This is a genomic window from Desulfatiglans anilini DSM 4660 (assembly GCF_000422285.1).
Lineage (GTDB): Bacteria > Desulfobacterota > DSM-4660 > Desulfatiglandales > Desulfatiglandaceae > Desulfatiglans > Desulfatiglans anilini.
This window is the reverse complement of sequence record NZ_AULM01000002.1, coordinates 57,962-79,383: the sequence shown is the minus strand read 5'-3', so window position 1 is coordinate 79,383 and position 21,422 is coordinate 57,962. Positions and strand designations below refer to the sequence as shown.

Sequence of the window (21,422 nt, the reverse complement as noted above, 5' to 3'; positions counted from 1 at the left end):
GTTGACTTTCTGCCCGCGCTCTCTTAGGAATAAGCGATCCGCTACAGCCATGACGAACCCTGCAGGCGAATGCTTTTCTCGCAAGGAGGCGCAGTCTTGAAGATCATCATCATCGGAGCCGGCGAGGTGGGTTTTCACATCGCGCGCAAACTCTCCGAAGAGGGACAGGACGTCACGCTCATCGACAAGGCACCGGCTCAGATCAAACGCATCGATGAAAATCTCGATGTCCGCAGCGTCCTGGGATCAGGGACCAGCCCCCGCGTGCTCAAGGAGGCTGGAGCGGGAGAGACCGACCTGCTTGTAGCCGCCACGGACAGCGACGAGGTCAATCTCTTCGCCTGCCTGCTGGGCCGCAACATCAACCCTTACATGGTCAAGATCGCGCGGGTCCGCAATCAGGAATACATCGACGAAGAGCATCTCATCGGGCAGGAATTCCTCGGAATCGACCACGTCATCAACCCGGAGTCGGTCATGGTCGAGTCGATCCTGAGCCTCATGGAATATCCCTGGGCCTCCGAAGTCATAGATTTTGCGGCGGGGCGGGTCAAGCTGATCGGGGTGACCGTGAAAGAGGGGTCTCCGCTGACCGGCAAGCCCCTGATGGCCCTTACCGGACAGGCGGAAAAACTCCTGATCGGAGCCATCGTCCGCGGTGACCAGGTTCTCATCCCGCGCGGCAAGGATCAGGTCCTGCCGAACGACCTGGTTTACGTGGTCACGCAGGGCGACCAGGCCTTGAGTCTTTTGCCCGCCTTCGACATCCACCCCAGGCCGCTCAAACGCGTCATCATCGTGGGAGGAGGTCTGACCGGCGCCTCGCTGGCTGCACACCTGGACAAGTCCCGGATCAAGGCCACGATCATCGAAAAGGATGAAGCCATCTGTGCCAGACTCTCCGAGAACCTGGAGCGGGTCCTTGTCATCAAAGGGGATGGAACCGACAAAAACCTCCTGATCGAAGAAAACGTCCAGGACGTGGATTTTCTGATCGCGTTGACCGGCGACGAAGAAAACAACGTCCTGATCTCGCTCCTCGCCAAGGGACTCGGCGCGAGAAGAACCATCACGCGAATCAGCAAGTTCAGCTATATTCCCCTCATCTCGGCCATCGGCCTGGACACCGTCGTCAGCCCCAGGCTGTCCGCCGTGCGGGCGATCCTCCAGTTCATCCGCCGCGGCAAGATCATCTCCGTCGCCCCCCTGAAGGGGGAACATGCTGAAGCGATCGAAGCGGAGGCCCTGGATACCAGCGAGGTCGTCAATCAACCGCTCTCCCGCGTCAAATTCCCCAAGGGAGCCATCGTGGGGGCTGTCGTGCGCGGGGAGGACATCATCATCCCCCGTGGAGACACCGTCATTCAGCCGAAAGACCACCTGATCATCTTCGCTCAAAGAGAAGTCGTCCCTAAACTGGAAAAACTGCTCACTGTCAGGCTGGAATACTTCTGATGCACTGGCGCATCGTTGTCAAACTTTCGGCTGTCTTGGCATTTTTCCTTGGCTTATCCATGCTGGGGCCGTTCCTTGCTTCCCTATACTACCAGGACGGCGTCTCCTCGGGCGTTTTCTTCGCCATGCTGGCAACCTTAGGAAGCGGACTAGCCGGCTACCTTCTCACACGTAAAACGGAGACTCCGCAGCTCGGCCACCGCGACGGCGTCGCCGTCGTAAGCTTCGGGTGGGTCCTGGCCGGCCTTTTCGGCACCCTGCCTTACCTTTTCTCAGGCGCCATCCCGGATTTCACCGATGCCTGTTTCGAATCCTTCTCGGGATTCACCACGACCGGTGCTTCTATTTTGACACAGATCGAAGGGCTTCCCGAAAGCATCCTCCTCTGGCGCAGTTTAACTCAGTGGCTTGGCGGAATGGGCATCATCGTGCTGTCCATTGCAATCCTGCCCTTCCTGGGAATCGGCGGGATGCAGCTTTACAAGGCCGAGATTCCCAGCCCCGTCATCGACAAGCTGAAGCCCCGCATCAGCGAGACCGCCAAGACCCTCTGGAAGGTCTACATCCTCATCACGGTGGTCGAGATCTTCCTGCTCGCTGCCGGAGGCATGCCCCTCTTCGACGCGGTCTGCCATGCCTTCTGCACCTTGCCCACCGGCGGTTTTTCCACCCGCAACGCGAGCATCGCCGCTTACAGCAGCGCCTACTTCGACGGGGTGATCATCGTTTTCATGCTCCTGGCGGGCATCAACTTCTCGCTCCACTACAGGCTGCTCAAGGGGGATTGGCGCATCTTCGGACGTGATCCCGAATGCCGTGTCTTCCTGGGCATCGTAGCGATCCTCACCTTCCTCGTTACGATCGATGTCCACGGGGCCGTCTACGACAGCCTCGATACGGCCTTCCGCTATGCGGCCTTTCAGGTCAGTTCGATCATCACCACCACCGGGTTTGCAACCGCCGACTATGACCGGTGGCCGCCCCTATCCCAGATCATCCTGCTCGCATGCATGTTTTTGGGCGGCATGGCCGGCTCTACCGGCGGCGGCATCAAGATCATGCGGATCATGCTGCTGGCGCGCCATTCCTACCAGGAGATCTTCCGCATCATCCATCCGCATGCCGTCACCACCGTCAAACTCGGAGGAAAGGCGGTGCCGCAGGAAGTCCTGACGAGCATCTGGGGATTTTTCGCCCTGTATATCGGTCTATTCCTGGCCGGATCTCTCCTGATGGCATCCCTCGGCCTCGATCTGATTTCCGCTTTCTCCTCGGTCGCCGCCACCCTGGGTAACATAGGCCCGGGGCTGGCCCTGGTGGGTCCGGTCCAGAACTTCGCCGCCGTCCCCCTGCCGGGCAAATGGGTCCTGATCGCGTGCATGTTGCTCGGGAGGCTCGAGATCTATACCGTCATCGTGCTGCTCGTTCCCGAGTATTGGCGAAAATAGGCGCTATCTTGCAGCGGCGGCGCTGCGCTGTGCATCCCGGCGCCAATCCCGCGGCCGGAGGTTCGAAACGCCCTGACCAGGACAGCGCATAGAGCGGGGGGTTTAGCGGCACAATCCCGCAGCCCGCATATTTTTTCTTGCCGTCAATGACATAATGCGCTACACAATCGGCTTAGTTTCCATCTGGAAATGGTCTTTTTTGCCCATCTCGGCGTCGATCTGCGCGTTTGCTAGCGCGGTGACCCACAGGTCGCTTCCAAGCAAGTGCTTGATTTTCCGGATATTGGCCAAACCGGGACCCGCCGCGAAGCGGTGGAACTGAGCACGCGCAGCGTGTAAAGAGAAATACTCCTTTCCGAATTGGAGACGGGGTCGTACCGGAAAATCATTTTCGGATGGAGATGCTTCAGGATTTTCCTGGACTTCCTGCTCTTCCCTGAGTATCCCTCAGAGATCCCGGCACGAAGCGCTGCAAACGCCGTTTTTCCGGTGGTGCCGTTGCGTGGAATCTTTCGGGGTGCGCGCATGATCGCTATGTTCAACCTCCACCTGATGCGAAGCCTCGCTGCAGCCGGCAGCGGAACATACACCCATGCGCATTGCCCGGATCGCTCCAGCCCCGCCAAAGACGGAGGACGTCCGAGGAACCCTTCGGGCGCATCCACTGACCGTTTGGAATAAATACCCAAAACTGACTCACGAGGAGGTGCTGCACATGAAAGGGACGAGATGGATGATCTGCCTGACGCTGCTTGTGGGATGCGCCGTCATGACAGCCACCGGTGCCGGACCCGTCTATGCGGATCAACTCGCCGACGCCATCCAGTCCACTATCGGTCAAGGCAAGATCGATGCGAATGCACCGAAAGGTTTCCTTGGAATCCCCGGAGCGCCGGATGTCAGTTATCTGTTGGGGTTTCTCTGGGCGATCTGGGTGGGGTGGATCTTTTCCACCGTCGGCGCCTTCGGGGGCATCATGGCGGGCGTCGGGCATATCACGATCTTCGGACTCGGTGACTACGCCAAGGATTTCGGAAAAGGCCATCCGATGAACAACCTCGTAACCGATTCCATCCGGGTGTCCAATCAGTGGCTCGTCGGACTGAGCGCGCTCATTTCGAGCACGAACTACTACCGTATGGGACGGCTGGTAGCCCCGCTCGCCATGTGCCTGGCGATCGGAGGGGTGCTCGGATCCTCCGTCATCCCGGACATCACTGCCGGCAAGATCAGTCTCAAGGCCTACCTGGGTTATTTCGGGCTCGTTGTCCTCCTGCTCGGCATCATCCTGCTCCGCGAAACGACGTCCTCCGGCCAGGCCAAGAAAAAGAAGGCCAAGGAAGCCGCAGCGGCTTTCGAAAAACAGACCCGCGAGGGACAGCGCACGGACCAGGGAGTAAAAGTGCTTTCTGGCAGCTGGCCTCTCATGTTTCTCGCCCTGGCCTTCGTCATCGCCAGCGCCCTCTGGCTCAGCCTCGGCGGCGGAGCCAAATGGATTGCCTACCTGCTGGCCTTGATATCTCTGATCATCACCTTTTTTGTCGGTACGATCCGCTTCACCTTTTTCGGTGTCGAATTCGAGTTCAAGTCCTGGATCCCCATGCTGGGCGGCTTGATCATCGGTGCCATGGCCTCCTTCATCGGCGTGGGAGGCGGTTTTCTCTTCGTACCCTTTCTGACCTCCATCGCGGGTCTGCCAATGTTCCTGGTCGCTGGCACGAGTGCCCTCGCGGTCCTCGTCGGCATGATCAGTTCGATCTTCGGCTACATGGTCGGGCAGGGCGTCCCGACCGACTGGGGACTCATTGGGATGGAACTGGTCGGAATCTTCATCGGCTCGATGATCGGTCCGCGCACGTCCAAGTACATCCCGGACATCTGGCTGAAGCGGATCTTTGTCGTGCTGGCCTTTTATGTCGGCATCCGTTACGTCACCCAGGGTTTTCTCGGCTACAGCATTCTGCCCCCCTTCTGATCGAAGACCCGCGGCCGGCAATCGGACCCGGTGTTCACGCAGGGGCGGCCATGGCCAAGAAGGCCGCAGATGAACCGGATGATCCGCAGCCGCCCCGGAGGCGGATCATCCCTTTTGACAGAGGGGGGCCCTGTCCCGCTCATCTGCACCGGTTCACCCGTGCACGCAACCTTCACCCCGGCGGGTACGGGGCGGCCAGCCCCAAGCAGTGAAATGGAATCTCCCAATGCCCTTCTTGCAGCTATCGACGCCTTTCTCATCGCACCCTACCGGTGGCCGGCCAATCCTTATCTCGGCTGGTGGCTTGGAACGGGTCTGCTTGCCCTCTGGTCTGCGGTCCTCGGTGAAGTGACCGGGATGATCGCGGTGCGGGCCAACCGACGCACCATCCGGGACGCCTTTTCTGAGGCATCCGATCGCCATGACCAATCCCTGTCCGCACTCCAGGATGGTGACCGCGATCTGTACAAAGACATCAACAGCCTGGCGAACGAGGCCTACGGGAAGGCCTTTTTCCTTCAAATCACCGTAGCCGCGGCCGTCCTCTGGCCCGTTCCGCTGGCAATCGCCTGGCTCCAACTGCGCTTTGCGGGTCTCCGCATGGAGTTGCCCGTTTCCATTCCCTGGCTCGGCAATCAGATCAGCGCCCTTTTCCTTTACATGGTCCTGTATATACTCGCCAGGATTCTCTTGAGCCGTTCGAGGTCCTTACGGCAGAACCACTTCGGGGAAAAAGGAGGGGGAAAAGGGCGGATGAGAAAAGAGGAGCGCTGAGCACCGCCGAGCTGAATGCCTACTTTTTCGCCGGCCTCTCCAAATGAGCCCGAAACCGTTCAAGCTGCTTCCGCAAGTAACGCCGGTCATCGTGTGGACCGGCGGCAGCGAGGGCCTTTTCAGCCGCTACAACCGCCTTGTCGACATGGGCATGGGCGAAGTAGGCCTCGGCCAGGGTATCCAGAAAAACGGCCGACGGTTCAAGCGCGACTGCGGCCTGCGCATGGCGCAACGCCGCTGAGGGATCACGCATCCCTTCGTCCCGTGCGGTCAGCAGCAACCAGGCAAGATTGTTCAGGGCCACTGCGTTGCCGGGGTCCCGCTCGAGGATTTCCCGGTATATCTGCATCGCGGCGGCCTCCTCCCCCTTCTGGTGGTAAACCATCGCCAGGTTCTGCCTCAATTCCATATGATCCGGCTGCTCAGCCAACTCCTCCTGGATCATCCGCGCGAGTAGATCCAGGGCGGCCCGGTCCCGCCATCCGGAGAAATGCATGAAGGCGCCCAGGGCCCCCACACCCATGACGTATAGGACAACGGAGATCAGCAGCAGCCGGTTGTGGCGCCGCACGAAGCCGCGGTCCCATGTGCTGCGTTGCAGGGTCTCCACGCGCTCGCGGATGCTGAAATGATGCCAGCTCGGCAGGTCTCGGATACGGCCGCTCAGCCACGCGATCCGCTCCAGAGCATTGATGGCCGGCCAGGGGGATCCCATCAGGCGGGCCGAATAAAGATCCGCCTGCCGTTCGAAATGGCGCATGAAAAAACCCATGACGAAGCGGAAATAAAGCAGCAGAACCACGACCATGGGGAGTGCTGCCAGGATGAAAAAGAGGGGTGAATCGATTCCCTCTCCCGCATGAAGCAAGGGGGAAAAATACGGATGCGCCAACAGGACATAGCCAAAAATCTCGAAACCGCTCGAAAAGAGAAAGATAAACCCCAGGAACAGCAGGAGGTAAAACAGGAGATGCTTGTACTTGACGTGGCCCATCTCGTGGGCCGCCACTGCCTTCAGTTCTTCTGCGGGGAGGGACCTCAGCAAAGACTCCGTAAACAGGATGTATCGGAAGCGGGGAACGATGCCCATCACTCCGGCCGTCATCAAGCGCCCGGCAAAGATCGGCCAATTGAGAAGTCCGCGGTAGCGAAACTCGTGCTGCGAGAGGAAGGACTTCAGTTCCTGGACCGGGGGAGAATCTTCCAGCGGCCGGCAGCCCCAGAAAAACTGGATGAAAACGGGCATGATGGTCATGAGAAGAAGCAGGAAGAGCGTATAAAAGAGCATCTGCCCCGGCATTCCCCCCAGGAAAAGGGCTTCCCGCGACCCGGTTAGAAGCCCGGTGACATCGGCAATAAACGTGAGGACCCACCACGGGAAGAGAATCGGGATATTGAGCCGCAGATGGGAGGCGATGAACCGGCGGCGCCCGATGCCGGTCTCCATGAACGCCTCTGAAACCGGATAGGCCCAATACCAGATGGTCGCCAGGCAACAGAAGAAAAAGGCGAGCGCCAAGGAATGATCCAGGACGTCGAGACGGTCCGAGAAAGGAAGCGCATGCAGCCATCCCTTCAAGTGGAAACCGTGGACCGCCACCGCAAAGAGGACCACCGCCAGGATGGAAAATTTCGCCAGCAGCGCATGGTATCGTTCCGGGAGGTGAACCGCCTCATTCGTGCCCAGGGACCGCGTGAGGAGCGTCCTGAAACCGGTCCGGCACAACACGGCGAAGAGCAGCCAGCTTCCAGCGATCAGGCCGGCGTGCAGCGGCAGGAGATGGATCGGAGGCCGTTCGGCGCCGCCGACGCCGTAGGCCAGAAGAACCACGATAAAATAGAAGATATTATTGAACATCAGATCTCAGCGCACCGCCCTGAGGCATCTCTCGGCCGGGCGCCCGGCCCCGGCCCGTCCTGCGGCTTGAACCCTGAGATCACGCCGATCCATTCTCTTTCGGCTGGGTTTCCTGCAGGAATTCGATCTGGCCTTTGCCAGGCGGCAGGAGCGGATCCCCTTTGAGATTGATGCAGACGCCATAGCGGGATTCGAGCTCGGCAAGCTCATGCCGCTTCTTGTTCTGCAGATAGGTGGCTACATCCAGCGACAAAATCCCCCGCACCTGATTCACTTCTTTGGTCGTAATACCCAGCCAGATCTGGCGCAGGAAAGAGATGGCCGCGGATTCCACGGACGGGACGATGCCGCGGCCCTGGCAATGGGGACAGGTTTGATAACTGCGCGACTCGATCGACGGTCTCAGTCGCTGGCGCGACAACTCGAGCAGTCCGAACTTGGAGATGTGGGACATGTCCGTCTTGGCGCGGTCTTTCTTCATCTCCTCGCGCAACATCTTTTCGACATCCCGGTTGTGGTTCTTGTCCCGCATGTCGATGAAATCGATCACGACGAGGCCGCCCATGTCCCGCAGACGCAGCTGCCGGGCCACCTCCACCGCCGCTTCCGTATTGGTCTTGAAAGCCGTGGTCTCTATATCCTTGCCGCTTTTGCCCCGTCCCGAGTTGACATCGATGGAGATCAGCGCCTCGGTCTGATCGATCACGATAGATCCGCCCGACTTGAGGGGCACCTCGCTGCGGTAAATCGCCTCGATCTGCTCTTCGATCTTGTAATGATCGAAAATGGGGCGTTTGTCCTTGTAAAGCTTCACCCGGTTCTGATGAGCCGGCGAGATGATTTTCATGTAGGACTTGACGTTCGCGTAGGTGTCCTTGTCATCCACCAGCACTTCCGTGATCTCGCCAGTGAAGTAGTCCCGAAGGGTCCTGAGGCAGACATCCTGCTCTTTGTGAATCAAGGTCAGAGGGAGCACCTCTCTCGCCGCCTTCCGGATGTTTTCCCACATGCGCAGAAGCCGGTTCAGATCTCTGGACAGCTCCCGCTTGTTCTGCTTGAGGGCGGCGGTCCGCACGATGAATCCCACCCCTTCGGGGAGGGTGAACTCCGACATGACCGCTTTTAACCGCACCCTCTCTTTTTCGTCTTCGATCTTCTTGGAAACGCCACCCATCTCCCGGCCCGGTGTGAGAACGAGATAACGACCCGCAAGCGACAAAAAGGTTGTGAGATGAGCTCCTTTGCGGCCCGGCATCTCTTTGATCACCTGCACGAGCAGCTCCTGCCCTTTCTTGAGGACTTTTTCGAGCGGCGGCGGCGGTCCGTCGGAAGACGGATCGTATGGTGTATGATAGTACTCTGGATGAATATCTGCAGAGGGCAGAAACCCGTTCTTGTCAGCCCCGAAATTTACGAAACATGCCTGCAAACTGGGTTCTATTCGTTCTATGGTAGCCTTGTAGATATTTCCGATCTTCTGCTCGGAGGCGGTGCTCTCGATGTAAAAACCGTCCAAAACATTGTCGGTGACGATGGCTACCCGGTACTCCTCCGATTCCACCGCGTTGATAAGCATTTTGGTCTTCATGGGGCGAAATGACTCTCCTTCCGTAACCTTCCATTTCGTTGGAAGTGTTGATGGGCTTGATACATAAACGTTCTGATGGTCGCTTCTCTTCCGGGCTGGGAACTGGAGTCGTACGGCGTGTCCAGGTATGGAATCTTGTAGCGATTGATGACGGGTTTGATAACAGCCGACGTGATCGTGCTCGGCATGCAGGTGAAAGGATAGACATTCACCACGCCGTTGAATCCGCTTTTCGCATACTCGACAATGCCGGGTATGCTCAAACAGGCTTCAGTCCCTACATCGAAGCTGAACAGGTTTGTGTGCCGCAGCAGCTTGTCCAGATGCGCGATGCGATGGTCTTCCAGCAAGTCGATCCTGCTCTTTGCAAAACGGTAGACCTGCCGTTGACGATACTCCTGATAGAACAAATCCCCCCCGTAGCTGATGATTCTGTTGAGAGCCTCTTTCAGGGGGGCCATGCGGAGCTGGCGCAGAGCGGTGACGAAATCCTTCCGGGCTTCACGCAAACGGTCGTAACTCGTGTAGTTCATCCATTCGGCGAGCGATGCGTTCACCACCTCTCCGCCGTACCTCTCGAGCAACCGGATCAAATCCTGGTTGGCTTCCACGTGGGTGCGCAGATAGATCTCACCCACCAAGCCAATCAGAGGCTTCGGAGGGATGGCCGGATCGACCAGGCCGCGTCCCTCCTCGACGATCTCCCCGAGCCGCCCCAGGATCGCATCGAAATCCTTCTTCGCGGCATGCCGCTCGAAAGCCTGCTCCATCCGCTGCATGGCCTGCTCGATAAAGGCATCCGTCACACCCGGTCGGCGTTCATAGGGTCGAACGCGCCACAAAAGGCGGTCGAGAATATCCCCGACGATGACCGAAAAGTAGGCCGATTTGCGCAGGTCCCGCACCCGATGGCGCTCGATCAGCCCATCGAGCGCATACCCGTCCTTGGTCGTCAACGACCCGATCCTCAAACTCTCCAGATCGGGAAAGGAATCCAATACGATGCGCTGATACTTGTTGTACATGCCGAAACGGCAGGGGCCATCCGCTTCCGGCATGAAATAGACGTAATCATCGGCCCTGAAGGCATCTCCAAGCCGCTCTTTTTCCTTTTTCATGTGGTACAGGATGTCTCCCGTCGTCACCTGGCAGGGGAAACATTCCTTCCCCGAGGTATACTCCTTCCCGAGGTCGAGCCCCTTGAATGTTTCCATCACCTGGGCACGGATGCCGAAACCGCGAAAGGTCGCCGCCAGGAGATGCGAGCCGATCCGGTTCATCTGGGGGATCAGAAAGGTCTTGTTCCGAAGGTTCACCCGGCCTACCCGTTCGGTAAGCGCCTGAAACCTTATCACATTGGCGGCTGTTTCGTTCATGAGATCGACTCTGTGGCGCTCAATGGAGCGTTTTTCCTCTTCCGGACGGAAATTAATTGGCTGCCCTGTGGTCCAGGGCACCGTTGAACCCTTGCTGCTGCTTTCGCAGCACGTTTTCAATAACGTTTCGATAGGCCTCCAGACGCGTCATCACACCAGCTACAGCGCTGTGCTCATCCAGTTCCAGAATGAGGTAGGCCTTGTCCCCCATGATATAGCGGTAAAAATGCTCCAGAAAGGAATCCGGCCCACACTCGAAGTTGGTCAGATGCAGACCGAAGAGGTGATCGTGCTCCTTGATGATCTTCGCCGTCCTGAGGATCTGTGCGCCCAAGCCCCAATACATGCTGGGAAAGTCGGAAAGATCCACTGCCGACGCATCAAGGAAATCCATTGGCAGGGCTGTCAAACCAATCTTCCCCAAATTCTGCCCAAGACGCAGATTGAGCCTTTCATCATATAGATTGTAGGGTCTGCCTGTCACCACAACGAGCGGCTCGTTTTCACCCATAGCGGCCCTGACCCGGTCGCCTTCCTCTATCAGCCGGCGGCGGAAAGCCGCTTGCTTCCCCAAAGCATGGATCAGGGCCTGGTGCGTCTCAGCAAAGTGCACGCCGAGCTTTGGGCCCAGGGCCTCGGTCAAGGCCATGGCTATGGTCTTAGGATCCCGATCGAGGTAGACTGTCGGGGTCAACGCCTTCTTCAGATCAATTCCCAAAGCGGACTGCAGCATATAGGTGTTGCCCTGCACCATGGGACAATAAAAGCCCCTTTCGACCTCCTGAGGCTTCTCCATGGTGATCATGAAGGGCATGAAGAGGTGGCGCGTCCTGCCGATCAGCATGCGGGCATGTCCGTGCGAAACCTTGACCGGATAGCACGTTTCTGCGGCCATGGATTCGATGCCGCTCGAGGAGATGGCAGGCGTCGTTGGAGGGGTCAACACCAGCCTGAACCCCAACCGATCGAAAAAATGCGCCCAAAGCACCGCCGTCTGATGCACGTGCAGCGCCCTCTGAAGCCCGACCGTCGGTCGCCCGTCCGCCTCTAACCGCGTCTCCCCCTCTTTGAGGGTCAGCGCCACGCCGTCGAGAAATTCATCCATAACGCGCTGTCTCAGCGCAAAATAATTGGGTTTTTTCTCGCCGCGCCCCCGCGTTACATCGTAGCGGCCGCATTCGCCGCCCCACACGCTCCGCCGCCCGTCGAAATGATAAATCTTCAGCTTGCACTGGTTGTGGCAATTGGGATCGGCATGGCAGATCTTTTCTTCGTACTCCATGTTATCCGCAACAGCACTGGCTATACCTCTGAAACTACTCTCGCCCTTTCCTTCGTAGGCCATCAGTTCCTGAACACTCAAAGCCGCACCGTAGGCCCCCAGGACCTCACGATGCCGAGGCACCAGCAGGCCCCTGCCGAGAACGTTTTCAAAGGCAGCCACAACCGCCTTGTTCAAGGAAGGGCCCCCCAGGAACATGATCCGCTCTCCGATGCGGCGCTTGCCTACGACGCGGTTGAGATAGTTGGACACGATGGCATAGCAGAGCCCCGCCATCAAATCCCTGACCGGCGCCCCCCGCTGAAGATAGGAAACCAGGTCCGATTCCATGAATACCGTACAGCGCTCGGCCAACGGAACCGGAGCCGACGATGAAAGAGCGATATCCTGGAACTCCCCGACGATGTTGATCCCATACTTGTTTGACAGCTCGTGGAGGAAACTGCCGGTCCCGGCGGCGCAGACCTTGTTCATATCGAAATCGAGCGGGTGCGTATTCGCGATATAGATGTATTTCGAATCCTGACCACCGATCTCGAAGATCGTGTCCACCGCGGCGTCCATCTCGACAGCTCCGCGGGCATGCGCCGTGATCTCATCGATCATGAGATCGACATTGAGAAAATCCCCCACAACGTTTCGACCGGACCCTGTGGTCGCCGTGCCGGCGATTTCCAGATCGCCGCCCCTTTCGGACTGCAAATCCCCCAAAAGTTCTTTCACCACCTCGATGGGTTTTCCCTGCGTCGGCACGTAGCGCTTGTGAATGATCACCCTGTTTTCATCCATCAGGACATACTTCGTCGTCGTAGATCCGATATCGAGCCCAAGATAGACGCGCGTCTTCTTCTTCAGCGGCTTCGAAGCAACGAGATTGCCTTCCGGGAACACCGTTTTCCGCAGAATCAGCCTCTGGGCCGAGGGCAGATTCACCATCCGTAAGGAGCGGATCTCCTCCAGTCTTTTCTCCTCGACAACCCCTCTGTGTCCGCTCCTGAGAGCCTGCAAAGCAACCCCCAGCGCCCCGGTCGCGGTGGCATGAGGCGGGATGACGAGATCCGGGAAATACGCCTTGAAGGCCTGGACCTGCAGCCGGTTCATCGCAAGTCCGCCGATGAAAAGGATCGGCGCGCGCAGCCGGCGATTCGAGACGATCGTGCTCATGTAATTGCGGGCATTGCCGATATGGAGGCCGAAAATGATATCCTCCAGCCGTTCACCCTTGTTCTGCAGGTGGATCATGTCCGACTTGGTGAAGACCGTACACCGGCAGGCAACATGCGCGGGTTTTTGGCTCTTCGACCCGAGCTCGATAAAATCTGCGAGCACCTGGTCGATGGCCTCCTGTGAAACCACCTTTTCGGTCTCATAGAGGGCCGTCGCCAGTCTTTGGGCCTGCTGGTCGATAAACGATCCGGTTCCGGATGCGCACGGCCCGTTCGAGTTGAAATAGGCCAGCTCCCACTCTCCTTCGCCCGCTTTGGACGCCCCCCCGGCCTCGTGTCCGATCTCGAAAAGGGCGGTATCCTGTCCTCCCATGCTGATGATGGAACGCGCCTTCGGCTCAACATGCAGCGCGCCGAGGACCTGGGTGATGTTTTCAAACTCATAAAAAGCGTCGAGATCCTCGGCAAGCTTGCGGGCATGGTTCCCGGTAAAAGATATGGACCGGAACCTTTCGGGGCCGATATCCGCGTAAAGCTGCGCGATCAACTCCTGGATCTTCTCCTCGACCTTCCCAAAATGCCGGGCATACGGGCAGGCGTGGACAATTTCCCCCGCCTGATCGATGACGATGCCTTTGACAGCCACCGAGCCGGCGTCGATGCCGGCATACAACCCCTGCCTTCCGGATCCGGAGGCACGCGTCTCATCTTCCATCGTCTTCTGTACTCGTATAATAGACTTCGCCACTCTGTTTCCGGGATCGGATAAGCCCCTTTACTTCGAAACCCCTGATCAGGGCTTCAGCGGCATCCTTCGTCAACCCGAGGGATGAACAGACATCCATTAATCTGAGAGGCCTTCTTTTGATCATCTCGATCAGGACCTCCACAGCCGAAAGCCCTTTTCCCGAACCGGCTGCCAGCGGCTTCGATACAACCATTTCAGCACTCTCGCCTAGAAACGTCCTGACGGCCTTCAGCTTCTCCCGAGCGACCGCCCTGGCCGTGGGATCGGATGGAGGCCTTGCAACCGTGTTCAGGTACACGGCATCAGCACGAAGCTCGTCCAAAACGCCTTTCAATGCCTCGATCTCCTGGGGCGTGTCGTTGATACCGGCCAGCAGAACGACCTCCACGGCCAGGCGTCCCGCATAAGCGTGCCTTAGAGACCGGATCCCGCGAATCACCTTATCGAGGGTGATATCGGGGTGCGGACGATGGATCCGGGCGAAGGTCTCGGGATAGGCGCTGCACAAGGTAGGCATGATCACATCCGCCGCCAGAACTCTGTGGACGACCTCCTCCCGCCAAAAAAGGGACCCGTTCGTCAGCAGCACGACGGGTTTTAAACTCAAATCCCGAAGTCCAGCGATGACCTCGCCGATGCCGCTGTGCAAGGTCGGTTCACCAGAGCCCGCCAGTGTAATGACATCGGTGGTCGCTGTCTCCAGGATGGACCTGGCCTCGGCAAGGACCTCCGCCACAGGAACCAGCGGCTGCGGCTCACTCAGTTTCAATGTCGTGCGGCCCACCTCGCAGTACAGGCAGTCGAATGAGCAGGTTTTCGGGGGCAGAAGATCGATGCCCAGGGACAGACCCAGCCGCCTCGAAGGCACCGGCCCGAAAACATACCTAGGCATACATCCTCCCTCCCCTCAATGGACTTCGTCCCAATTCGCGCCTTCCCGGATATCGACAAGCAACGGAACCTTCAACGGATAAACATCCTCCATCTCCCGGCGGATCATCGGCATGAGCCGCTCCGTCTCTTCCGCAGCCACCTCGAAGAGCAATTCGTCGTGGACCTGGAGCAGCATCCGGCACACGGGTCGATCCGGCTCCAAGCGCTCATGGATGCGAATCATCGCCATCTTGATGAGGTCGGCGGCGGTCCCCTGAATCGGCGTGTTCACCGCCATCCGCTCGGCCTCCGCTCGGATCATCTGATTTTTATGATCGATATCCGGAAGATACCGGCGGCGGTTGAAAAGCGTCGTCACGAAGCCATCCCGCCGGGCCTTCGAGATCATCGCCTCCCGGTACTGGACAACTCCGCTGTATCGGGAGTAGTAACGTTCGATGTAATGTTTGGCAGTCGTCACATCAATTTCAAGCTGCTCACTCAATTTTCTCGGCCCCATGCCGTAAATAATCCCGAAATTGATGGTCTTGGCGATGCGCCTCATGTCCGGAGTGACGGCATCGGGCTGCACCCCCATCAGCTCGGAGGCCGTACGCCGATGGATGTCTTCGCCGCTGCGAAAAGCGTCCAGAAAGGCCTGGTCGCCGGAATAGTGTGCAAAGACACGCAGCTCCACCTGGCTGTAGTCCGCGGAGACCAGCCGGAATCCTTCCTCAGCGATAAACCCTCTGCGGATTTCGCGTCCGGTATCGCCCCGGGCAGGGATATTCTGCAAATTCGGGTTGCTGCTGCTCAGACGCCCCGTTGCCGTCACTGCCTGATTGAACGATGTGTGAATCCTTCCGGTGGATGGATTCACCATCTTCAAAAGGGCATCCAGATAGGTCGATTTCAACTTGGACAGGGTTCGGTATTCCAACACCAGTTCAGGAATCCGGGAAGCACCATTCGCCAGTCTCCTCAACACATGGACATCCGTGGAATAATGCTTCGTCTTGTTGGTCTTTCGCTGAACCGGCAGCTGCATCTTCTCGAAAAGGACGAATCCAAGCTGCTGAGAAGATTGAATATTGAACTCCATCCCGGCTTCGGTAAAGATCTCCTTTTCGATCTGCGCCATCCTGCCGGCGTAATCCTTGGATAGGTTCCGGAAAACCGCTTGATCCAACTTGACCCCGCGCAGTTCCATGTCGACCAGAACGGGGATCAACCTCATTTCGATTTCGCGGAATAAATCTTCGTTCCGATGTTCCGCGAGTCTCTTCGACAAATCTTCTTTAAGCGACAGGATGACCTGGAGCCTCTCGCAGGAATAGCGGGAGGCTTTTTCCAAAGGGATTTCGGAAAAGGACAGGGCGTTCCGGCCTTTACCCAGAAGCTCCTCCTCGGCGGTCATCGGCAAATTCAAGTAGTACTGAGCCAGGGCCCGCAGATCGTAACGCTTGAGCCCTGGATTGACGACGTAGGCCGCAAGCATCGTGTCGAATTCCAACCGCCGCAGCTTCAGGCCCTTTAAGGCGAACACCTCAGCGGTCACTTTCAAATCGTGCCCGGTCACCCCGAGTTTTTCGCCTTCAAGCAGTTGGGCCAGATCCTTTTCGATCTCCTCCCAGCTGAGCCCGGGCGAGTCCCCACGGTCCTTACGGTTCAACGGCACATAGGAAAAGCCCTCATCAGGCGTGAAAAGCGCGATTCCTGCAATCGGCGACTGAAGAGGATCACTCTCGGATGTCAAGACCACCATCACCATTGACTCCGCCGCGCGGACCGAGTCCTTCAACATTTGCCAACCCGACTTTGTCAGACAGAGGCGCAGAGGCACATCTTTCTCCGCAAGACGGGGCATGAATTGCTCCCATAAAGCATGGAACTCCAATTCCCTGAAAACCTGGGCCAGACGTTCGCGGTCCGGTTCCCCGATTCGCAAATCCATTGGGGCATCACCTGTATCCGCAAACCGCTCGATGGCAACCAGGCGCCTGCTCAAATAGGCCTGCTCCCGGTATTTCTCGAGATTCTCGCGCAGCTTCTTCTTCTTGATTTGGCCAAGATTTTTAAACACGCCATCGAAAGAACCAAAGGCCCTGATCAATTCGACGGCCGTCTTCTCCCCGATGCCGGGAACGCCTGGGATATTGTCGGTGCTGTCGCCGGAAAGCCCCATAACATCGACAAAACGGACCGGTTCGAACCCGTACGTCCGTTTGAGGCCTTCATAGTCCGTAACCACATCCTTGGACGGATCCCAAAGGCTGATGCGCGGCGAAATCAGCTGCCTGAAATCCTTGTCTCCACTGACGATGACAACACTGCAACCCTTCTCCTCCAGAAGACGGGCATACGTTCCGATCAGATCGTCGGCCTCGTATCCTTCCTTTTCAACCATCTGCACACTCAGCAAACTGACGATCTCTTTCAGCACCGGCACCTGAACGACAAGATCCTCAGCCATCGGCGGGCGGTTTTCCTTGTATGCAGCGTAGATGGCATGTCTGAAATTGCGGCCTTTGGCGTCGAACACAACCGCCAGACGTTCTGGATTCCTTTCAGCCAAGAGTTTGAGCAGCATCTTGGTGAATCCGAAAACGGCATTGGTAGGAAATCCCTTCGAATTGGACAGATTCCTTATGGCATGGTACGCTCTGTGCAGATAGGAACTGCCATCAACGAGATAGACGGTGACAAGACGATCGGGCATGCCTTTACCATACTCCAAAAACGAGATAAATTACAAAAGCAAAAAAAGATGCCTCGAATTTCCACCGGATCGAGCCTCGGCAAACAGAATGTGGCCATGCTCTTCCGGAGGGATCGCCTCTAAGATCCGCTTTGGACCACCTGCACACCTCGCTCACGAATCATAACCCCAGCCGTCCAACATCCTGTAAAAACCGGTCTCATCTCTCCGGCAGGTCATGTAAACATCACCCACCCGGTATCTGCGAAACTTGCAGATCTGCAATGGAGTTTCCGCTTGCAGTTCATACCCTTGTTTTTGAAAATATCCGCAAAGAAAGAAAACGCCGCATAAAGAGGGGCCAGCCGACCATGCAGCGAGCATGGAAAAAACCTCGGTCACGAATGAAAAAAGGCAGGGAAGAAAACGTCACATCCGATCAGTGGCACAACAGCGTCTCGTTAAAGAGCGCAATCGAACATCAATTCTACTTGGCGTACTCGACGGCCCGTGTCTCACGAATCACGGTCACCTTGATCTGTCCGGGATAAGACAGCTCCTTTTCTATTTTTTTGGCAATATCTTTACACACGATAAACACCTGGCTGTCATCAACGATCTTTGATTCGACGATGATGCGGATCTCCCGTCCGGCTTGAATCGCGTAGGACTTGTTAACCCCCTGAAAGCTCATAGCAATCTTTTCGAGTCCCTCAAGCCGCTTCACGTAGGATTCAAGCATCTCCTGACGGGCCCCCGGGCGGGCACCCGACAAGGTATCCGCAGCCTGGACCAGAACCGCCAAAACGGTCTCCGGCGCCACCTCTTCGTGGTGCGCAGCGATGGCGTGAACAACCTGATTCGATTCACCGTATTTTTTCGCCAGATCCGCTCCGATGATCGCATGCGGACCCTCGACCTCATGGTCGACGGCTTTGCCGATATCGTGCAGCAGACCGGCACGTTTGGCCTGCTTGACATTCAGCCCGAGCTCAGCCGCCATGATCCCGCACAAAAACGCCACCTCTCGGGAATGCTGCAGCACGTTCTGAGCATAGCTCGACCGGTATTTCAACCGCCCGACGAGTTTGATCAACTCGTGATGAATTCCGTGCACACCTACGTCAAAAGCCGCCTGCTCTCCGGCATCCTTGATGGCGGCTTCGATCTCCTTGTCGACCTTGGCAACGACCTCTTCGATACGGGCCGGGTGGATCCTTCCATCGTCTATCAACCGCTCGAGGGCGATCTTGGCCACTTCGCGCCTCACTGGATTGAATCCAGAAAGAATGACAGCCTCGGGGGTATCGTCAATAATCAGATCGATGCCGGTCGCCGCCTCGATCGCACGGATATTCCGGCCTTCTCGGCCAATGATGCGGCCTTTCATCTCCTCATTCGGCAGGTTGACCACGGAGACCGTCTTTTCAGCCACATATTCTCCTGCATAGCGCTTTACAGCGAGAGACAAGATCTCTTGCGCCTTTCTATCAGCCTCGGCCCGAGCCTCATTCTCTATCCGCCTCATGATCTTGGCCGCCTCGTGCTTGGCCTCCATCTCCATCGAACTGATCAACTGCTGTTTGGCCTCTTCGCTCGAGATGCCCGCAAGCTTCTCCAACTGGATGCGCTGTTCAGCGATCAGCCGCTCACATTCGTTCTCCATTCGTTTGAGCTCATTCTCCCGCTTTTCGATATCCTTGTCGCGGTCGGCCTGAGCCGCTTCACGCTTTTCTATCTGCTCGATCTTTCGATCCAGATTCTCCTCTTTGTGAAGCAGCCTCTTTTCCTGAATGAGCAGCTGTTCCTTCTTTTCCTTGCTCTCCCTCTCAAACTCGATCTTCGTCTGATACAGAATGTCCTTGGCCTGTAAAGCCGCGTCCTTTTTAATATTGCTGGCTTCCTTTTCCGCATCGGCCAAAATCTTCTGTGAATACTTCTCTACCGAATCCACACGATTCTGCACCACCTTCTTGTAGAGCAAATAGCCCAGCAAGAGGCCCAGAATCAGGGAAATCACACCCGTAATAATGATGCTATATATAGGGATCATGCCGAGTTCATTCTCCTTGGTGTCTATCCGGAAAAATTCTATTCAAGCACAGACACGTTTCAAACACGGAAATGAGGATTGCGTTTGTGGGTCCCGCCCACTCTGACCCCGCTTTTCAGACTTGCGGATCTCAGTTTTTTCGAAGAGGCCCTCTGTCCACCCTATTCCAGTTGCGATGCCTACCGGTCCCGACGATACCCGCTCCTATCCTGGAAATGGCCATTTTGGCCGATCTCCCCGTCAATTTGCAGGCTTGCCTGTGCGCCGACCTCTACAGGCCGCCTCCACGCAAACGCTTGCTTTCTTGCTAATAAGCTAAAAATAATCCTTTCCGGATTGAACACTTGGCTCTACCGGAAATCATTTCTCGACGGCGACTAAACCAGCAAATCAAGCATTGCATCGGCACAGCGTGTCAAAATCGCGAGAGAAACAAGCTGGGCAGGCGGCCAACTCCGCCTCCCGAAAAACAGGTTCCTGACGGGATGTCCAGAATTGGGCGATAAAATCTCTTTTACGCCCACTGGCTCACGTTTTCCAGACCACTGGAATCGTCTGCGCACAAGAGGGAATCCATTCTCTACAAAAGCCGTAAACCGTGCGGGGCAGGCGGGTTTTACAGTACGACAGGCATGTTTTCGAAAGGGGGGAGTGCTGCAGGAACCATTTGATCGTCTTTATCAGTACGTTAATAAAGACCGGCGGCCACTGCAACTGAAATATGACATCATCAACATAGATTGGAGCATAACGGACAACCCATTCCAGTCCTCAAGCACAGGCAGCCGGCTGGTTCTACGCAACCTGGAGGGTTGATGCGCCAAAAATCCACAACAAAGGCATCACAATCCCCGCCCCAGATAGAATCCTGCCTCAAATCATCGCTCCTGCAACTTGAGTAAACAAAAACAATCCGTGACCCTAATCTACAACAGCGTCAATCTGATAATTGAGCTTGCGAGCACGCTCCCTGATGGATTGTACAATCTCTTCACGTTCCTGAAACCGCTTTACCATTTCATCATGCTGTTTAAGAAGCTGAAAATAGTCACTCGCAATATAAAATGCAGCGAGAATGGCCGTCTTCCTTTCAGAAATTCCATCAGACTGACTGCTGATTTGCTCGAACTTGTCCCGTACAAACTGGGCAATCTCTTTTACGTGCTGCTCATCCTCATCGCTCCGGATGAGATAATCGTTCCCCAAAATGCTCAGTTTGATGGGCCTGCTCAACTGCCCCCCCCAACCGGTCCTATAACCCTATCTGCTCAATCTTATCCAAGAGGGATACGATCCGCGCCTTTGCATTGTCTCTCGAAGCCCTCAGATTCTCCACCTGCTCATTCATATCAGCAAGCTTCTCTTCCTGGATCTGCAATTTCTCATTCAGGGTTTCATTTTCACGTTTTAGACTCTGGATACTCCCAATCAGGCGGTCAATTTTTTCTTCCAAGAGTTCGAATTGGTCCACTTCCATTCCGATATCCATAACGGGCACACCCTTTCACAAAAACATATTCATCATCATCGAACCAATCGCCGACCGGAGGTAAAATGATGTCGTCCAGACGCCCCGCCTGCCAGTCGGGCATTCGCCTATTTTATTGAAGTAATTTGTAATCCTATCCACAATCGAACAAAACGTCAATAAAAAAGGCAAGCGCCACGGCTTGCCCTTTTCTGTCAATGCAGAAGAAGATCGCTGGTTACTTCCCCTTGGTAGCCTCCCCAACCTTAATCCGCGCAATCGCTCTTCTGAGGGACAACTCGGCCCTCATAAAATCGATGTCTTTCCTGCCTCTTTCCTTCGAAAGCCGCTCCTTGGCCCTCTCCATCGCTAACCGAGCCCTCTCGAGATCGATCTCCTCGGCTCGCTCCGCCGAGTCGACCAGGACCGTAACCTTGTTCTCGGAAACCTCGACAAAACCGGAAGAAACGGCCAACAGATGGGGCTTCCCCCCCGCCGTGTAACGCAGGGATCCAGGAATGAGGCCGGTCAGAAAGGGGACATGCCCCTCCAGAACGCCGAATTCGCCGAGGGAGCCAGGTGCGACCACCATGTCGACCTTTTGGCTCACCTGCACCTTTTCAGGCGTCACCACCTCTAAAAATAAGTCTCCCATGAGCT

At 56.7% G+C, this 21,422-nt stretch carries 15 protein-coding genes; 4 read left to right on the top strand and 11 right to left on the bottom strand.

The window, feature by feature from the left end; genetic code table 11:
• Positions 1-96 precede the first annotated feature (96 nt).
• A complete protein-coding gene (trkA, locus tag H567_RS0102390) occupies positions 97-1,455 on the top strand; it encodes a Trk system potassium transporter TrkA (protein ID WP_028320170.1) in 1,359 nt (452 codons plus the stop codon).
• Positions 1,455-2,903, top strand: coding sequence for a TrkH family potassium uptake protein (locus H567_RS0102385; RefSeq protein WP_028320169.1), 1,449 nt, complete (start codon positions 1,455-1,457; stop codon positions 2,901-2,903). Before trkA ends, H567_RS0102385 begins: the two co-directional genes overlap by 1 nt.
• A gap of 159 nt (positions 2,904-3,062) precedes the next feature.
• Here H567_RS0102385 and H567_RS29765 read toward each other — a convergent pair whose 3' ends face one another.
• Positions 3,063-3,194, bottom strand: a complete 132-nt coding sequence (locus tag H567_RS29765) for a hypothetical protein (RefSeq protein WP_279614962.1) — start codon at positions 3,192-3,194, stop codon at positions 3,063-3,065.
• A 424-nt stretch (positions 3,195-3,618) separates the two neighbouring features.
• On the opposite strand from H567_RS29765, the gene H567_RS0102370 reads away from it, so the two are divergent.
• Entirely contained in the window at positions 3,619-4,878 is a 1,260-nt protein-coding gene (locus H567_RS0102370; RefSeq protein WP_028320167.1) for a sulfite exporter TauE/SafE family protein, read from the top strand.
• Between the two features lie 69 nt (positions 4,879-4,947).
• Positions 4,948-5,652 carry a hypothetical protein gene (locus H567_RS22635; RefSeq protein ID WP_153306020.1) on the top strand — a complete coding sequence of 235 codons (705 nt, stop codon included), beginning with the start codon at positions 4,948-4,950 and terminating at the stop codon, positions 5,650-5,652.
• Between the two features lie 19 nt (positions 5,653-5,671).
• Here H567_RS22635 and H567_RS22630 read toward each other — a convergent pair whose 3' ends face one another.
• From H567_RS22630 to H567_RS0102310, 10 genes are all read right to left on the bottom strand, one after another.
• Positions 5,672-7,510 (bottom strand): M48 family metallopeptidase, encoded by a 1,839-nt coding sequence (locus tag H567_RS22630; RefSeq protein WP_035253219.1) that lies wholly within the window; start codon positions 7,508-7,510, stop codon positions 5,672-5,674.
• Positions 7,511-7,589: 79 nt separating this feature from the next.
• Positions 7,590-9,098, bottom strand: a complete 1,509-nt coding sequence (locus tag H567_RS0102355; RefSeq protein ID WP_028320166.1) for an Rne/Rng family ribonuclease — start codon at positions 9,096-9,098, stop codon at positions 7,590-7,592.
• Positions 9,095-10,474 (bottom strand): CoA activase, encoded by a 1,380-nt coding sequence (locus H567_RS22625; RefSeq protein WP_051184405.1) that lies wholly within the window; start codon positions 10,472-10,474, stop codon positions 9,095-9,097. Before H567_RS22625 ends, H567_RS0102355 begins: the two co-directional genes overlap by 4 nt.
• Positions 10,475-10,526: 52 nt before the next feature.
• The gene (locus tag H567_RS22620; RefSeq protein WP_051184404.1) at positions 10,527-13,637 is read right to left on the bottom strand and encodes an acyl-CoA dehydratase activase; all 3,111 of its coding nucleotides are present in this window, start codon (positions 13,635-13,637) and stop codon (positions 10,527-10,529) included.
• Positions 13,627-14,562 carry a radical SAM protein gene (locus H567_RS22615; protein WP_051184403.1) on the bottom strand — a complete coding sequence of 312 codons (936 nt, stop codon included), beginning with the start codon at positions 14,560-14,562 and terminating at the stop codon, positions 13,627-13,629. Before H567_RS22615 ends, H567_RS22620 begins: the two co-directional genes overlap by 11 nt.
• Before the next feature lie 15 nt (positions 14,563-14,577).
• Positions 14,578-17,262, bottom strand: coding sequence for a DNA polymerase I (polA, locus tag H567_RS0102335; RefSeq protein ID WP_028320165.1), 2,685 nt, complete (start codon positions 17,260-17,262; stop codon positions 14,578-14,580).
• A gap of 466 nt (positions 17,263-17,728) precedes the next feature.
• Positions 17,729-19,294 carry a ribonuclease Y gene (rny, locus tag H567_RS0102325; RefSeq protein ID WP_035253216.1) on the bottom strand — a complete coding sequence of 522 codons (1,566 nt, stop codon included), beginning with the start codon at positions 19,292-19,294 and terminating at the stop codon, positions 17,729-17,731.
• Between the two features lie 921 nt (positions 19,295-20,215).
• Positions 20,216-20,527, bottom strand: a complete 312-nt coding sequence (locus H567_RS22610) for a cell division protein ZapA (protein ID WP_035253214.1) — start codon at positions 20,525-20,527, stop codon at positions 20,216-20,218.
• 19 nt (positions 20,528-20,546) lie between these two features.
• Positions 20,547-20,783, bottom strand: coding sequence for a cell division protein ZapB (locus tag H567_RS0102315; RefSeq protein ID WP_028320163.1), 237 nt, complete (start codon positions 20,781-20,783; stop codon positions 20,547-20,549).
• Between the two features lie 217 nt (positions 20,784-21,000).
• Entirely contained in the window at positions 21,001-21,417 is a 417-nt protein-coding gene (locus H567_RS0102310) for a F0F1 ATP synthase subunit epsilon (RefSeq protein WP_028320162.1), read from the bottom strand.
• Between the last annotated feature and the right edge of the window lie 5 nt (positions 21,418-21,422).

Excerpts from the sequence above, each read along its gene's own strand:
- H567_RS0102355 (WP_028320166.1), bottom strand. The coding sequence starts at position 9,098 with ATGAAGACCAAAATGCTTATCAACGCGGTGGAATCGGAGGAGTACCGG.
- H567_RS22625 (WP_051184405.1), bottom strand. The coding sequence starts at position 10,474 with ATGAACGAAACAGCCGCCAATGTGATAAGGTTTCAGGCGCTTACCGAA.
- H567_RS22635 (WP_153306020.1), top strand. The coding sequence starts at position 4,948 with ATGAACCGGATGATCCGCAGCCGCCCCGGAGGCGGATCATCCCTTTTG.
- H567_RS0102310 (WP_028320162.1), bottom strand. The coding sequence starts at position 21,417 with ATGGGAGACTTATTTTTAGAGGTGGTGACGCCTGAAAAGGTGCAGGTG.
- polA (WP_028320165.1), bottom strand. The coding sequence starts at position 17,262 with ATGCCCGATCGTCTTGTCACCGTCTATCTCGTTGATGGCAGTTCCTAT.
- H567_RS22615 (WP_051184403.1), bottom strand. The coding sequence starts at position 14,562 with ATGCCTAGGTATGTTTTCGGGCCGGTGCCTTCGAGGCGGCTGGGTCTG.
- H567_RS0102385 (WP_028320169.1), top strand. The coding sequence starts at position 1,455 with ATGCACTGGCGCATCGTTGTCAAACTTTCGGCTGTCTTGGCATTTTTC.
- H567_RS0102315 (WP_028320163.1), bottom strand. The coding sequence starts at position 20,783 with ATGGATATCGGAATGGAAGTGGACCAATTCGAACTCTTGGAAGAAAAA.
- H567_RS0102370 (WP_028320167.1), top strand. The coding sequence starts at position 3,619 with ATGAAAGGGACGAGATGGATGATCTGCCTGACGCTGCTTGTGGGATGC.
- H567_RS22620 (WP_051184404.1), bottom strand. The coding sequence starts at position 13,637 with ATGGAAGATGAGACGCGTGCCTCCGGATCCGGAAGGCAGGGGTTGTAT.
- rny (WP_035253216.1), bottom strand. The coding sequence starts at position 19,294 with ATGATCCCTATATATAGCATCATTATTACGGGTGTGATTTCCCTGATT.
- H567_RS22630 (WP_035253219.1), bottom strand. The coding sequence starts at position 7,510 with ATGTTCAATAATATCTTCTATTTTATCGTGGTTCTTCTGGCCTACGGC.